Origin of the sequence: Streptomyces sp. SPB074, assembly GCF_000154905.1 — a bacterium.
In the GTDB taxonomy this organism is placed as follows: domain Bacteria; phylum Actinomycetota; class Actinomycetes; order Streptomycetales; family Streptomycetaceae; genus Streptomyces.
Genome location: NZ_GG770539.1, coordinates 2,454,520 through 2,469,071, shown reverse-complemented (window position 1 = coordinate 2,469,071; position 14,552 = coordinate 2,454,520). Strand labels below are relative to the sequence as shown.

Below are 14,552 nucleotides of genomic sequence, written 5' to 3'. Positions count from 1 at the left end.
GCCTCGGGGGCCCGGGGCGTCGGCGAGGGGCTGGGCGGCAGGGTGGCCGCGCCGGCCTGCTGGAGCTGCTCGGTCGCCGCCGTGGCGACCTGCGGCTTGTAGGCGATCCACAGCATCACGAAGGTGATCACCAGCGCCGTGAGGACGCCGAGGCAGGCCGCGAGCCAGCACGGGGCGAAGGCCCGCTGCACGTACGTGCCCTCCACGTCGAGCGGGGCCACCCCCGAGCGCCGTACCGCGAGGGTGAAGGGGCGGCGCTCGGCGGAGCCGAACCACGTGACGTGCTTCGGCCGCAGCGTCGTCTCCACGAAGGCGGCGCGCCCCGGCTCGATCTGCACGTTGGCCGGGCGGATGTCGTACGAGAGCTGGTCGCCGTCGTCACCGCCGCTCAGGGACGCGGTCAGCCGGACGTTGCCCAGGTTGTCCACGGCGAGCCGCGGACGGCCGCGGAACCGGCCCTTGACCACCGGCGGGACCGGCTCCGCCCGCACTTCCTCGAACGGGGTGACGGTGATGTTCCCCTCCGGGACCGCCGTGGCCTCCGGATGCTCCGTGGGCGTGATGCGGACGGCGTACGGGTGGGGCCCGGCCGCCGCGTCGGGCGTGCGCGGCGGTGCGAAGTCCAGGCGGACCGTGCCCGTCGTGCCCGGGTACAGGCGCAGCGAGGGAGGTTCCACGGTGGTCCTGGGCGCGAGGGCGCCCACGGCCTCGAAGCGGTACTCGTCCACCACGTCACCGGTGTTGCGCAGCCGCAGCCGCACCGTCGTACTGCCACCCGGGTCCACAGTCGCGGAGGCGGGATCGAGGGAAGTCCAGAGGCTCACTCCCGGACCCTAAGGGCCCCGGCGGCGCCCCGTCAGGTGCCCTTGGGGCAGGGCGGGTGCCCGAAGAGGCGGACCGGACGCCGGTGCCCGGCGGGCGAGTTGGCACGGGATGCGGGCGGAGGCGGACGGAGGGCGAGTGTGCGCGGGTGGAGGCGGGTGTGCGTGGGACGGGGCGGGTGTGCGCCGGCGGGTGCGTCACTTCGCGGGCGGGCGCGGGACTTCGCGGGCCGAGGTGGGTGTTCGTGGGCCGCAGTGGGTGTTCGTGGGCCGATGATCGGGTTTCGCCTGTGGACGACCCGGCCGTTTCTGTGACGGCGCTCACTCGTACGAGTGGGGCGTGTGACGGGTTTCGGGAGTCTGTCCACAGATCGGCCGGTGCGGGGGTTCGGGGCCCGGGGGCGGGGGATCGTGGGGGTGTGGACGGGTGGTGGAGCGCGATCGCCGAACTGGTCCTGCCCGCCGAGTGCCTGGGCTGCGGCTCGGCCGGGGCGCTCGTGTGCGGCGGGTGCCGGGAGGTGCTGGACGGGAAGGAGGCGCGAGCGGTACGGCCCGAGCCGGGGCCGCCCGGCCTGCCGGGGGTGAGCGCGGCGGTCGCCTACGAGGGGAGGGTGCGGACGATGGTGCTGGCCTACAAGGAGCGGGGTGCTCTCGGGCTCGCCGGGCCGCTCGGCGCCGCGCTCGCGGCGGCGGTAGGGCAGGGCGGGGAAGCGCGCGGAGTGCACGGCGACGGGGCGCGCGGCGCCGGAGGGTTCGGGCGTGGGCGTTCCGGAGGCGCGGGTGCCGGGCCGGTCGTGCTCGTGCCGGTGCCTTCGGCGCGGCGGGCCGTACGGGCCCGGGGGCACGACCACGTGGCGGGGCTGGCGCGGGCCGCCGCGCGGCGGTTGCGGGCCGAGGGCCGCGCGGCGCACGTCCTCCCCGCGCTCGTGCCCTGCCGGGAGGTACGGGACCAGGCCGGCCTCGGCGCGCGGGAGCGGCGGGCCAACCTCGCGGGCGCGCTGCGGGTACGCGCCGGGGCCCTCCGGCTCCTGCGCGAGGCCCCGCCGCACACGGCCTTCGTGCTCGTGGACGACGTCATGACGACCGGCGCGACGATTGCCGAGGCCGCGCGCGCATTACGCGCGGCAGACGTGGAAGGAGTGCAGCGAGGAGATCGTTCGATCCGTCCCGGAGGGGCGGGAGAAAGGATCACGGGGGCCGTCCGGGCGGCCGTCGTCGCGGTTTCTCCACGCGCCTTCGAAATAAACCGGAAGTGAGCGAGAATTTCGGTTTTCGCAGGCTGGAAGGGGTGTAATTCGCCTGAACGGAGTTATCGCCCGGTAGCGGGTGCCGTTCGGCCACCGGGCGAGATATGTTCGGAGGTGGGAGGACCACCGGTCACGGGGCCGGGGATCTCCCGCGCGAGATGTCGCCCCTCGTCATGAAGGCGTGGCCCTGGTGGGAGTGAGCCACCGGGGCGGAGGAGGTGGAGGTTCACCGTGTCCGGGGCTTCCGGGAATTCCGGGGGCCTGGTGCAAGTGGGAGTTCTCCGCCACGGGCGGAGTGAATCCGGGAACGGAGTTCTGCGTGGACATCGACATCGTCGTCAAGGGCCGTAAGACCGAGGTGCCCGAGCGGTTCCGCAAGCATGTGGCCGAAAAGCTGAATGTGGAGAAGATCCAGAAGCTCGACGGCAAAGTGATGAGCCTGGACGTCGAGGTGTCCAAGGAACACAATCCGCGGCAGGCGGACCGCTGCGACCGCGTGGAGATCACGCTGCGCTCGCGCGGCCCGGTGATCCGCGCCGAGGCGTGCGCCGCCGATCCGTACGCGGCCCTCGACCTCGCCGTGGCGAAGCTCGCCGCCCGGATGCGCAAGGAGCACGACAAGCGCCGTACGCGGCGCGGCACCGAGCGGCTGACGGCGGCCGAGGTCGCCGAGCGCGTGCCGGGCACCGCCGGGCTCAACGAGGACGGCACCTTCGCCGAGCCGGAGCCGGAGAGCGACGGCGGAGTGCCGACGAAGAAGGTCGGCTCCTTGGAGGTCCAGGGCGACGGACCGCTCGTGGTCCGTGAGAAGACGCACCTGGCGGCCCCGATGTCGCTCGACCAGGCGCTCTACGAGATGGAGCTGGTCGGCCACGACTTCTACCTCTTCGTGGACGCGGAGACGAAGGAGCCGAGCGTGGTCTACCGGCGGCACGCCTACGACTACGGCGTCATCCACCTGTCGAGCGACCCCATGGTGGCGAAGGCCCCCGAACCGGCCGGCGCGGGTGGCGCGCTGGGCGGCCAGGAGAGCTGAGCGGCCTCCGTCGCCTCAAAGGCGGCCCCTTGGCAGGGGGAGTCCCGTGACCGGTGGCCGGTCACGGGACTCCGCCCTGTGCGGATCGCGGAGCGGTCGCGGATTCCGGGCGCGGGGTGCCGCCGTACGCGGTGCGGGACGCGGAGGGCGGGGTCGCGGGCGCGCCCGGAGTGCGCGGGGAGCGCGGGTGGGCGCGAGGGCTACGTTCCGCACGCCGGTTCTGGTCGATGCCCCTGGTGTGCGCTGATGCGCCCCCAGGGCTTCAAGCCGAGGTCCCGAGCGGCCCACGGGGCGGGCGGGACGTGGAATCATTGGGCGGACCGGCCAACCGGCCCGCAGCCGCAACCGGTTGAGTCGGCTCCTTCAGTCGTGGCACCAGGGGGAAGAGACGATGGCCGACAGCTTCGGGCCGAGGCGGGACGCGGAAGCCGGGGGTGCCTCCGGCGGTTGCCGTCCCGATGAGGACGAACCGAGGCCCCGCGCCGAACCGATCCGGGTCCTGGTCGTGGACGACCACGCGCTCTTCCGGCGCGGCCTGGAGATCGTGCTCGCCACGGAGGAGGACATCGAGGTCGTCGGCGAGGCCGGGGACGGTTCCGAGGCCGTCGAGAAGGCCACGGATCTGCTTCCCGACATCGTGCTCATGGACGTGCGGATGCCGAAGCGCGGCGGCATCGAGGCGTGCACCGCCATCAAGGAAGTCGCCCCCAGCGCGAAGATCATCATGCTGACGATCAGCGACGAGGAGGCCGACCTCTACGACGCGATCAAGGCCGGGGCGACGGGCTACCTCCTCAAGGAGATCTCCACGGACGAGGTCGCCACCGCGATCCGCGCCGTCGCGGACGGCCAGTCGCAGATCAGCCCCTCGATGGCGTCGAAGCTGCTCAGCGAGTTCAAGTCGATGATCCAGCGCACCGACGAACGCCGGCTCGTCCCCGCGCCCCGGCTCACCGACCGCGAGATGGACGTCCTCAAGCTCGTCGCGACCGGGATGAACAACAGGGACATCGCCAAAGAGCTGTTCATCAGCGAGAACACGGTGAAGAACCACGTGCGGAACATCCTGGAGAAGCTGCAACTCCACTCGCGCATGGAAGCGGTGGTGTACGCGATGCGGGAGAAGATCCTCGAAATCCGCTGAGGGCGCCGCCCGTTCGCCGACGGTGGTCTCCTCCGCCGCGGGCGTCCCGTCCGCCGACGGCCTCCCCTCAGCCCGTCTCCGGGGAGCCCGGTCCGGTGAGGTCGAGGGTCACTCCGGACAGCGGGCAACTGACGCACGCCAGCACTTGGCCCCGCGCCCGCTGCTCCGGCGTGAGGCAGGTGTGGTCGGGCTGCGTGACCTCGCCGCCGCGCAGGCGCACCGCGCACTCGCCGCAGGAGCCGACCGTGCACGAGTACGGCAGGGGCAGCCCCGCCGCGAGACCGGCGTCGAGCAGGGTCTGGCCGGGTTCGACCACCGCGGTCCCGACGAGGTCCCCGTCCTTCTCGACCCTCAGCTCCTGGGGTGCCGCCGTGGTCGCGGTGGTGACGCCGCCGCTGAAGCGCTCCCGGTGCACCCGCTCGTCCGGCACGCCGAGGTGGCGCAGTGCCTCCCGCGCGGTGTCCATGAGGGCTTCCGGGCCGCAGACGAAGTGGTGTGCGGAGTCCGTCAGGGGCAGGCCGGTCAGCCAGCGGCGCAGGCGCCCGGCGTCGAGCCGTCCCTCGCGGCCGGTGAGGACACGGGTGACGGCCAGCCGGTCCGGGTGCTCCTTCTCCAAGCGGGTCAGGTCGTCCGCGAAGATGACCTCTTCGAGGCTGCGGCTGCTGTAGAGCAGGTCGATCCTGCCGGGCGACGAGGGGTCGGACAGCCGGGCGCGGATCATGCTCATCATGGGCGTGATGCCGCTGCCGGCCGCGAGGAGCACCAGGTGTTCGGGGGCCCGTTCCGGGGCGTGGAAGGCGCCGGAGGGGCCGAGCAGCGCGAGGCGGTCGCCGGGGCGCAGGTCGCGGTGGGCGTGGGTGGAGAACCGCCCGCCCGCCACGTGCTTGACGGTGAGCTCCAGCAGGGTGGCGCCCGGCGCCGAGGAGGCCGAGTAGGCGCGCCGTACGGGCCGGCCCGCGAGGTCCGTGACCACGGTGAAGAACTGCCCGGGGCGGAAGTCGAAGGGACGGGGCTCGTCGGCCGTGTCCTCCAGGACCAGGGTGCGGACGGTGGGGGTCTCCTGCCGGATCTCGCGGACGCGCACGGAGCGCGACGGGCTCTCCGCCGTCCCGCCCGCCCCCGGTTCGCCACGGCGGGCGACGGCGGGGACGCGGGCCTCGTCGTAACCCTCCTTGCGCAGCCCGGACACGTAGGCCCGGTCCATCACCTTCCGCATCAGCCTGCTCAGGCCGGGGAGGGCGGTGACGAGTTCGAGCAGCCGTGCCGAGCGCCCGGACCCGGCCGCGTTGGCGGCGAAATGGGCGCCGCCCAGGGCCATCATGTCGGGTGCCGCGGCGCCGCTCAGGCGGGCGCCGGGGCTCCACAGGCGGGCACGCGAGACGGCGTCGTTGCCGCGCACCTCCGCCTCCTCCACGTCGACGAGGAGGGCGAGGTGCGGGGGCACGCCGCGCAGCGCGAGGAGTTCCGCGTCGTCCGTGATCGCGGCGCGCCCGCCGAGGTGCAGGACGCCGCCGCGTCCGGGGACGAGGGCGGCGAGGGCGATCCGGTCGTCCCGCAGCAGGTTGTGCAGGGTGTCCGCGCGCTTGTTGCCCTTGCGGTCGGCCAGCACCAGGGTGTGCCCGTCGAGGACGCGCGCCACGGTGTGCCGGTCGCCGCGCGGGCTGGTGTCGCTGCCGCCCTCCGTGTCCCAGGTGGAGACGGCCAGGAAGGGCGAGGCGGCGAGGAAGTCGCCGACACCCGGACCGGCCAGGGGTCCCCGGCCGGGGGCCCGCCCGACGGCGGGGGAGAGCGCGGGGGGCGGCTCCCACAGGCCGGAGCGGATGACGGCCTGCGCACAGTGCACGTACGCCTCGGCGACGTCCACGGCCGTTTCGCCGTTCCTGAGGGCCGACGCGGTGCCGTTGACGCGCAGTACCTCGCCGACACCGGGCAGCAGGAAGAAAAGGGAGACCGGGCCGGGGGCGACGGCCGCCCCGGGGACGGGGAAGGAGAACCGCCGCGCGGAGTGGACGCGGGCGAAGCCGGGGGTGCCCCCGACGAAGGTGGTGCGGGCGGTGCCGTTCGCCTCGCGGTAGCCGAGGGCCGCCACGGGGCTGCGGGCGAGGACGGTGCGGCACCCCGCGTCCAGGACGCTGATCTGCTTCTTCGTGATCAGCGCGGCCGGGCGGCCGAGGACCGCCTCGACCTCCGTCACGGTGGTGAGCCGGTGCCTCGTGCCCGGCTCGGAGCTGTGCTGTCGCATGAAACCTCTCTCAGCCGGGGGCCGACCGGCCCAGTCGCCAGTAGCCGCAGAAGGTGACGTCCCGCTTGCGCATACCGCGCTCGCCCACCAGGTGCCGCCGGACGGTCGTGGCGAGCCGGGACTCGCCCGCCACCCACGCGTAGAGGGGCCCTTCGGGCAGCGCGGCGGCGCGGACCGCCTCCAGGGCGCGCACACCGGGGCTCTCGCCGTCGCGACCGAGCCAGTGCACGCGCACCCCGGGCGGCACCGACACGGACCGGAAGTCGTGCGCGGCGGCCACCTCCACGAAGACCTCGGCGGGTGAAGGGGCCGGGTCGCTCTCCAGGATCGACAGGACGGCCGGGAGCGCGCTCTCGTCGCCCACGAGGAGCCGCCCCCGGGCGTGCGCGGGCGGCCGGTACATCGTGCCGAGATCGAAGATCCCGGCGAGGTCGCCCGGCCGGACCCGGCGTACCCACGAGGTCATCGGCGAGCCGCCGTGGAGGGCGAACTCGATGTCGAGTTCCCGCTCCTCGGGCCGCAGGCTTCGGATGGTCAGGTTGCGCACCCATGGACGGGACGCCTTCGGCATCAGCAGGACCTGCGCCATCCACGCCTCGTTCGACGCGGTCGGCATCCTCAGCTCGCTCTGTCCCTCCCGGGGGAAGAAGAGCCGGACGGCCTGGTCGGCTCCCGCCGGCACGAGGTGCCGGATGCCGGGACCGCCCAGGGTGACGCGGGCGAAGCCGGGCGAGACCGGCCGGCACGCCCGTACCTCCAGGGTGATCATCCGGCGCTCCCTGGGGAGGCTCACCCGGGGGATCACCGCAGGGCTCCCGGGCCGGGGGTTCTCTTGTTTCCGCAGCTCATGACAGTTTTCTGAGCAAAAGCTCAGCTATTTGCTACTCGCTTTTCCCCGGTCAGAAAGGGCAAGGGCTGGCACCCCCCGACCGCCGCCTCACCCCACGTCGCAAGCCCCGGCAGGTCCGCGCCGAGCTCACCCGCGAGCGCATCCTCGGCGCGGCTGCTCACGTTTTCGCCGAGTACGGGTACGCGGCCGGCACCACCAACCGGATCGCCGAACACGCCCGCATGTCCATCGGCTCGCTGTACCAGTACTTCCCGAACAAGGACGCGATCCTCGCCGAGTTGCTGGTCCGGCACATCGACCGCGGGGCGTGGGCGGGCGCCGAGGAGCCGGACATGACCCCCGGCAGCCTGGAGGACGTGGTCCGCTCCCTCGTACGCGACGCGATCGACCACCATCGCGACGGCCCGCAGCTCCTGCGGATCATGATCGAGGAGGCGCCCGTCTCGCCCGCCCTGAGCGAGGCGATCGAGCGGCACGGCGCGGCCCGGGTGAGCCAGGTGCGCGAGGTCTTCGCCCGCCACCCGGACGTCCGCGTGCGGGATCTCGACATGGCGGCGCAACTCATCGTGGGAGCGGTGGAGTTGAACACCCACCAGCTCATGGCGGCCCCGCATCCCCCGCAGGCCGAGAGGCTGGAGGCGGAGCTGGTCGCCATGATCACCCGCTACCTGGGCGGGGACCGGTCCACGGCCGGGGAACGGGGAAGCGACCCCCGGTAGGCGGGGCGGTCACGGGCGACTCGCGGGCGCGGCTCGCCGGCGGTTCCGGAGGTGGGGCCGGTCCGGAGCCTGGGCGGCTCCGGAGGCGAGGCCGCTCCGGACCGAGGCGGTTCCGGAGGCGAGGCCCGTACGGAGCCGACCCCGTTCCGCCGGCGGCTCACTCCGGGGCGGTGCGCAGCCGCGTCGCCGTGCGGACCAGGGCGGCCAGGGGGCGGGACCGGCTGGGGGCGGGCCAGGCGATCACCGTGGTGATGGGCGGGGCGTCGAGGACGGGGACGGCGACGTGCTCGGGCCACTGCCAGGCCCGGCTCGACGCGGGGATGACCAGCAAGGTCCTACCGAGGGCGACGAGCTGGGCGAGCTGGGACTGGGTGCGGACCTCCGGCCCCGGGCCGTCCGGGTACGTGCCGTCGAGCCGCGGCCAGCGGGCCATCGGGAGGTCCGGGACGGCGCCGACCTCCGCGAGCGTGAGGTGGGGCCGGGCCGCGAGGGAGTGCGAGGCCGGGAGGATCGCCACCTGGCCCTCGGTGTGCAGGTCCTCCGTGTCGAAGCCGGTGAGGTCGTCGACCGGGCGGTGCATGAGCGCGGCGTCCGCACGGCCGTTTCGGAGCAGCCGCGCCTGTTCGCCGACCTTGCACAGCAGCACCTCGACCGGGGGGACGTCCGGCTCGCGTTCCGCCGCGTCCAGCAGTCCGCGCAGCACCTCGTGCGAAGCCCCCGCCTTCGTCGCGCGCACGAGGCCCCGCTCCGGGGCCCCGGCCCTGCGGGTACGGCGCGCCGCCGCCGCCACCGCGTCGAGCGCCGCCCCCGCCTCCGTGCGCAGCACCTCGCCCGCCACCGTGAGCGTCACGCCGTGGCGGTCCCGGTCGAGCAGGCGGACGCCGAGGCGGTGTTCGAGCTGCCGGACCGCGCGGGAGAGCGGGGGCTGCGTGATGCCGAGCCGCTCGGCGGCGCGCCCGAAGTGCAGTTCCCCGGCCACGGCGAGGAAGTACCTCAGCTCACGGACCTCCACGTCCCAGGCGTCGTCATCCATACGGACAGCCTAGGCCGGACGGTGATACCGGGCAGGTATCACAGCTGGCCGAAGCAGTATTGGACGGGCTCGGGCGGCCCCGTCGAGCATGGACCGCATGAGTGAGACGACGAAGACCGCGCTGGTCACCGGCGCGAACAAGGGAATCGGCCTGGCGATCGCGCGGGGCCTCGCGGACCTCGGCTTCACGGTCGCCGTGGGGGCGCGGGACGAGGCGCGGGGAGCGGCGGCGGCGGAGTCGCTGCGGGCCGAGGGGGCGCGCGCCTTCGCGGTCGCGCTCGACGTCACCTCCGAGGAAAGCGTCGCCGCCGCCGCGCGGACCGTGGCGGAGAAGGCGGGGCGGCTCGACGTGCTCGTCAACAACGCGCGGATCAGCGGCAGCACCGAGGAGGGCGCGCAGGACCCGGTCACGCTCGACCTCGACGTGGTCCGCGCGGTCCTCGACACCAATGTCTTCGGCGTGGTCAGGGTGACCAACGCGCTGCTCCCGCTGCTCCCGCTGCTCCGGCGCGCGCGGTCGCCGCGCATCGTCAACGTGTCGAGCACCATGGGCTCGCTGACCCTGCGCACCGGCCCCGTCCTGGCCGCCTACGGGCCCTCGAAGACGATGCTCAACGCCCTCACGACGCAGTACGCGCGCCGCCTCGCCGACACCCCGGTCCTCGTCAACGCCTGCTGCCCCGGCTGGGTCGCCACCGATTTCACCGGCCACGAGCCGGACCGCACCCCGGCGGAGGGTGCCGCGATCGCCCTCCGCCTCGCGACGCTTCCGGACGACGGGCCGCGCGGGGGCTTCTTCGACGACGGGGGAGTGGTGCCGTGGTGAGGCGATGGGGGAGTGGTGCCGTGGCGAGCGGGCCGGGAACCCCCGCGGTCGCGCGCACGGTCAGCCCGGCCGTCCGCACGGTCAGCCCGGCCGTCCGCACGGTCAGCCCGGCCGTCCGCACGGTCAGCCCGGCGGCCCGCTCGGCCGCCCTCCCCGGGCACGTCCCCGTACCGCTCAGACCTCCGCCCCCTCCAGCCGGGCCGTGAGCGCCCGCGTCGCCTCCCGTTCCAGCGGCTCCCGCAGCTCCGGCGGGTCCGCGCGGTCCACGCGGACGCGGGTGCAGCCGACCCAGCCCGCCGCCTCGGCCAGGGCTTTCGCCGTGCCCTCGACGGCCTTGCGCGGGGTGGCCGTGCCGGGGATGTCGCCGCCCAGGGAGACCTGGCGGGCGACGAGCGTCGTGCCCTCGCGGGCCGGGTCGACGCGGCCGATCAGCCGGCCGCCGGAGAGGACCGGCATGGCGAAGTAGCCGTGCACGCGCTTCGGCTTCGGCACGTACGCCTCCAGCCGGTGCGAGAAGCCGAAGAGGCGTTCCGCGCGGGCGCGTTCCCAGATGAGGGAGTCGAAGGGCGAGAGGAGCGTCGTGCGGTGGCGCCCGCGCGGGCTCGACGCCAGCGCCTCCGGGTCCGCCCACGCGGGCTTCCCCCAGCCCTCGACCCGGACCGGGACGAGACCGCAGTCCTCGATCACCGCGTCGAACTGCTCGGTCTTGAGCCGGTGGTAGTCCGCGAGGTCGGAGCGGGTGCCGACACCGAGCGAGCGCGCCGCGAGGCGGATCAGGCGGCGGAAGCACTCCGGGTCGTCCAGGTCGTCGTGGAGCAGAGCGGCGGGGAGCGCCCGCTCCGGCAGGTCGTAGACCCGGCGCCAGCCCGTACGCCGCACGCAGACCACGTCCCCGTAGGTGAGGGCGCGCTCGACGGCGACCTTGGAGGCCGACCAGTCCCACCACTCGCCGCCGTTCTTCGCCCCGCCCAGCTCCGTCGCCGTCAGCGGGCCCTCGTCGCGGAGCTGCGCGAGGACCTTCTCGTACGCGCCCGCCGGGACCTCGTGGCCCCACAAGGGACGGTCGCGGTAGGCGCGGCGGCGGAAGGCGAAGTGCGGCCACTCCTCGACGGGCAGCACGCAGGCCGCGTGCGACCAGTACTCGAAGGCGTGCGCGGGGGACCCGGGCGGGGCCCAGTACGCCGCTTCGACGGCCTGGCGGCCGATCGCGCCGAGGCGCGCGTACGGGACCAGCTCGTGCGAGCGGGCCAGCACCGAGATCGTGTCGAGCTGCACCGCGCCGAGGTGCCGCAGCACACCCCGCGCGCCCGCGCGCCGGTCGGGAGCGCCCAGCAGGCCCTGGGCGCGCAGCGCGACACGGCGGGCCTCGTCGGCGGAGAGGGAGAGCGGCTGCGTCGTCATGCCGTGCAGCCTAGGACGGGCCACCGACATCGCGGCGCCGGCACCGGGGCCACCGGCGTCCGGTCCACCGCCTGCCGCGCCGCCGCCGGGAGCCGTACCGCCCCCGCCGCCCCGCCGGGACCCGCCCCGGCCCCCCGGCGCGGCACCCGCGCGCCTCCCCGGTGTTCCCTCGCACAGCCTGGGCAGGGATACTGCGCTGCGGTGTGTACCGCCCTCCTCACCGAAAGTGGCGGTGGACGCCCCCGGCACCTTCCGGGGGCCTGACGCGTTGACTGTCTCGGCAGACCTCCCGGCGCGGGCGGGTCCTCGCATACGATGGCCGTTGCCCGAAGACTCGACCGTGCCAGGCCCCGACCGGCAAGGAGACCAACCCTCGTGTCCGTTCTCTCGAAGATCATGCGTGCAGGCGAAGGCAAGATCCTGCGCAAGCTGCACCGCATCGCGGACCAGGTCAACTCCATCGAAGAGGACTTCGTCAGCCTCTCCGACGCCGAGCTGCGCGCGCTCACCGACGAGTACAAGCAGCGCCTCGCCGACGGGGAGTCCCTGGACGACCTGTTGCCCGAAGCCTTCGCCACCGTGCGCGAGGCCGCCAAGCGCGTCCTGGGCCAGCGCCCCTACGACGTGCAGCTCATGGGTGGCGCGGCCCTGCACATGGGATACGTCGCCGAGATGAAGACCGGTGAGGGCAAGACCCTCGTCGGCGCCCTCCCCGCGTACCTCAACGCGCTCTCGGGCAAGGGCGTGCACCTCATCACGGTCAACGACTACCTCGCGGAGCGCGACTCCGAGGTGATGGGCCGGGTGCACAAGTTCCTGGGCCTCACCATCGGCTGCATCCTGTCGAACATGACGCCGGCCGAGCGCCGCGAGATGTACGGCCGCGACATCACGTACGGCACGAACAACGAGTTCGGCTTCGACTACCTGCGCGACAACATGGCCTGGTCGCAGGACGAACTCGTCCAGCGCGGCCACAACTTCGCGATCGTGGACGAGGTCGACTCGATCCTCGTGGACGAGGCCCGTACGCCGCTCATCATCTCCGGCCCCGCCGACCAGGCGACCAAGTGGTACAGCGACTTCGCCCGCCTCGTGAAGCGCCTGGAGCGCGGCGAGCCCGGCAACCAGCTCAAGGGCATCGAGGAGACCGGCGACTACGAGGTCGACGAGAAGAAGCGCACCGTCGCGATCCACGAGCCCGGCGTCGCCAAGGTCGAGGACTGGCTCGGCATCGACAACCTCTACGAGTCCGTGAACACCCCCCTGGTCGGTTACCTCAACAACGCGATCAAGGCCAAGGAGCTGTTCAAGAAGGACAAGGACTACGTCGTCATCGACGGCGAGGTCATGATCGTGGACGAGCACACCGGCCGCATCCTCGCGGGCCGCCGCTACAACGAGGGGATGCACCAGGCGATCGAGGCGAAGGAAGGGGTGGACATCAAGGACGAGAACCAGACGCTCGCCACGATCACCCTCCAGAACTTCTTCCGCCTCTACGACAAGCTCTCCGGCATGACCGGTACGGCGATGACCGAGGCCGCCGAGTTCCACCAGATCTACAAGCTCGGCGTCGTCCCGATCCCGACGAACAAGCCGATGATCCGCATGGACCAGTCCGATCTCATCTACCGCACCGAGGTCGCCAAGTTCGACGCGGTCGTGGACGACATCGTGGAGAAGCACGAGAAGGGGCAGCCGATCCTCGTCGGCACCACCTCCGTCGAGAAGTCCGAGTACCTCTCGCAGCAGCTCGCCAAGCGCGGCGTCCAGCACGAGGTGCTCAACGCCAAGCAGCACGACCGGGAAGCGACGATCGTCGCCCAGGCCGGGCGCAAGGGCGCGGTGACGGTGGCCACCAACATGGCCGGTCGCGGTACGGACATCAAGCTCGGCGGGAACCCGGACGACCTCGCCGAGGCCGAGCTGCGCCAGCGCGGGCTCGACCCGGACGAGCACGTCGAGGAGTGGGCCGCGGGTCTCCCGGCCGCCCTGGAGCGTGCCGAGGCGGCCGTGAAGGCGGAGTTCGAGGAGGTCAAGGACCTCGGCGGGCTCTACGTGCTGGGCACCGAGCGCCACGAGTCGCGGCGTATCGACAACCAGCTCCGCGGCCGCTCGGGCCGTCAGGGCGACCCCGGCGAGTCCCGCTTCTACCTCTCGCTCGGCGACGACCTCATGCGGCTCTTCAAGGCGCAGATGGTCGAGCGCGTCATGTCGATGGCCAACGTGCCCGACGACATGCCGATCGAGAACAAGATGGTGACCCGCGCCATCGCCTCGGCCCAGTCGCAGGTCGAGCAGCAGAACTTCGAGACCCGCAAGAACGTCCTCAAGTACGACGAGGTCCTCAACCGGCAGCGCGAGGTCATCTACGGCGAGCGCCGCCGCGTCCTGGAGGGCGAGGACCTCCAGGACCAGGTCATCCACTTCATGGACGACACGATCGACGCCTACGTGGCCGCCGAGACCGCCGAGGGCTTCGCCGAGGAGTGGGACCTCGACCGGCTGTGGAACGCCTTCCGCCAGCTCTACCCCGTGCGCGTCACGGTCGAGGAGCTGGAGGACGAGGCCGGGGACCGCGCAGGGCTCACCGCCGAGTACATCGCCGAGGCGATCAAGCAGGACATCCACGAGCAGTACGACAAGCGCGAGGAGCAGCTCGGCTCCGAGATCATGCGCGAGCTGGAGCGCCGCGTCGTCCTCTCCGTCCTCGACCGCAAGTGGCGCGAACACCTCTACGAGATGGACTACCTCCAGGAGGGCATCGGGCTGCGCGCCATGGCGCAGAAGGACCCCCTGGTCGAGTACCAGCGCGAGGGCTTCGACATGTTCAACGCCATGATGGACGGCATCAAGGAGGAGTCCGTCGGCTACCTGTTCAACCTGGAGGTCCAGGTCGAGCAGCAGGTCGAGGAGGTCGAGGTCCAGGACGAGGCCCCGGAGGACGCCGTGCCCGCCGGTACGGCCCGCCCGGAGATCCGCGCGAAGGGCCTGGACGCCCCGCAGCGCGCCGACCGCCTCCACTTCTCCGCCCCGACCGTGGACGGCGAGGGCGGCGTGGTCGAGGGCGAGTTCTCGCGGGAGCCCGGCGAGCCGGTGGCGGCGGGCGACGGGATGACCCGCGCCGAGCGCCGCAAGGCCCAGAAGGGGCGCCGCCGCAAGAAGTGACGGCACGGGCCGCGGCCCCGGCGGAAGCCGGCCCAGCCCGCCCGCGCCGCTCGTGACCGTCG

General features: G+C 73.2%; 10 protein-coding genes and 1 pseudogene. 6 read left to right on the top strand and 5 right to left on the bottom strand.

Features of this window, described 5'->3' with window-relative positions; all coding sequences use genetic code 11:
- Positions 1 to 824: pseudogene (locus tag SSBG_RS09995) on the bottom strand (hydrolase); the annotation flags it as partial.
- Positions 825 to 1,240: 416 nt separating this feature from the next.
- Here SSBG_RS09995 and SSBG_RS09990 point away from each other — a divergent pair.
- The 3 genes from SSBG_RS09990 (at position 1,241) to SSBG_RS09980 (ending at position 4,248) form a co-directional block, all read left to right on the top strand.
- Positions 1,241 to 2,077, top strand: coding sequence for a ComF family protein (locus SSBG_RS09990; RefSeq protein WP_234010456.1), 837 nt, complete (start codon positions 1,241 to 1,243; stop codon positions 2,075 to 2,077).
- Between the two features lie 316 nt (positions 2,078 to 2,393).
- Entirely contained in the window at positions 2,394 to 3,104 is a 711-nt protein-coding gene (gene hpf, locus SSBG_RS09985) for a ribosome hibernation-promoting factor, HPF/YfiA family (protein WP_037871301.1), read from the top strand.
- A gap of 391 nt (positions 3,105 to 3,495) precedes the next feature.
- A complete protein-coding gene (locus SSBG_RS09980) occupies positions 3,496 to 4,248 on the top strand; it encodes a response regulator (protein WP_037869394.1) in 753 nt (250 codons plus the stop codon).
- 67 nt (positions 4,249 to 4,315) lie between these two features.
- On the opposite strand, the gene SSBG_RS09975 is transcribed toward SSBG_RS09980, so the two are convergent.
- Positions 4,316 to 6,490, bottom strand: a complete 2,175-nt coding sequence (locus SSBG_RS09975; protein ID WP_008746039.1) for a 2Fe-2S iron-sulfur cluster-binding protein — start codon at positions 6,488 to 6,490, stop codon at positions 4,316 to 4,318.
- A 10-nt stretch (positions 6,491 to 6,500) separates the two neighbouring features.
- Positions 6,501 to 7,259 carry a siderophore-interacting protein gene (locus SSBG_RS09970; RefSeq protein ID WP_050776749.1) on the bottom strand — a complete coding sequence of 253 codons (759 nt, stop codon included), beginning with the start codon at positions 7,257 to 7,259 and terminating at the stop codon, positions 6,501 to 6,503.
- A gap of 146 nt (positions 7,260 to 7,405) precedes the next feature.
- Between SSBG_RS09970 and SSBG_RS09965 the strand changes: the two genes are divergently transcribed.
- The gene (locus tag SSBG_RS09965) at positions 7,406 to 8,059 is read left to right on the top strand and encodes a TetR/AcrR family transcriptional regulator (protein ID WP_008746037.1); all 654 of its coding nucleotides are present in this window, start codon (positions 7,406 to 7,408) and stop codon (positions 8,057 to 8,059) included.
- Between the two features lie 157 nt (positions 8,060 to 8,216).
- Here the strand turns inward: SSBG_RS09965 and SSBG_RS09960 are convergent, their stop codons facing one another.
- Positions 8,217 to 9,092, bottom strand: coding sequence for a LysR family transcriptional regulator (locus SSBG_RS09960; protein WP_037869390.1), 876 nt, complete (start codon positions 9,090 to 9,092; stop codon positions 8,217 to 8,219).
- Positions 9,093 to 9,189: 97 nt separating this feature from the next.
- Between SSBG_RS09960 and SSBG_RS09955 the strand changes: the two genes are divergently transcribed.
- On the top strand, positions 9,190 to 9,918 hold the full coding sequence (locus SSBG_RS09955; protein WP_037871300.1) for an SDR family oxidoreductase: 729 nt from the start codon (positions 9,190 to 9,192) through the stop codon (positions 9,916 to 9,918).
- Between the two features lie 174 nt (positions 9,919 to 10,092).
- Here SSBG_RS09955 and SSBG_RS09950 read toward each other — a convergent pair whose 3' ends face one another.
- Complete coding sequence (locus SSBG_RS09950; protein WP_008746034.1) at positions 10,093 to 11,319, bottom strand: winged helix-turn-helix domain-containing protein; 1,227 nt, start codon at positions 11,317 to 11,319, stop codon at positions 10,093 to 10,095.
- Positions 11,320 to 11,694: 375 nt separating this feature from the next.
- Here SSBG_RS09950 and secA point away from each other — a divergent pair, with 375 nt between their 5' ends.
- Positions 11,695 to 14,490 carry a preprotein translocase subunit SecA gene (gene secA / locus SSBG_RS09945; protein ID WP_008746033.1) on the top strand — a complete coding sequence of 932 codons (2,796 nt, stop codon included), beginning with the start codon at positions 11,695 to 11,697 and terminating at the stop codon, positions 14,488 to 14,490.
- Positions 14,491 to 14,552 lie beyond the last annotated feature (62 nt).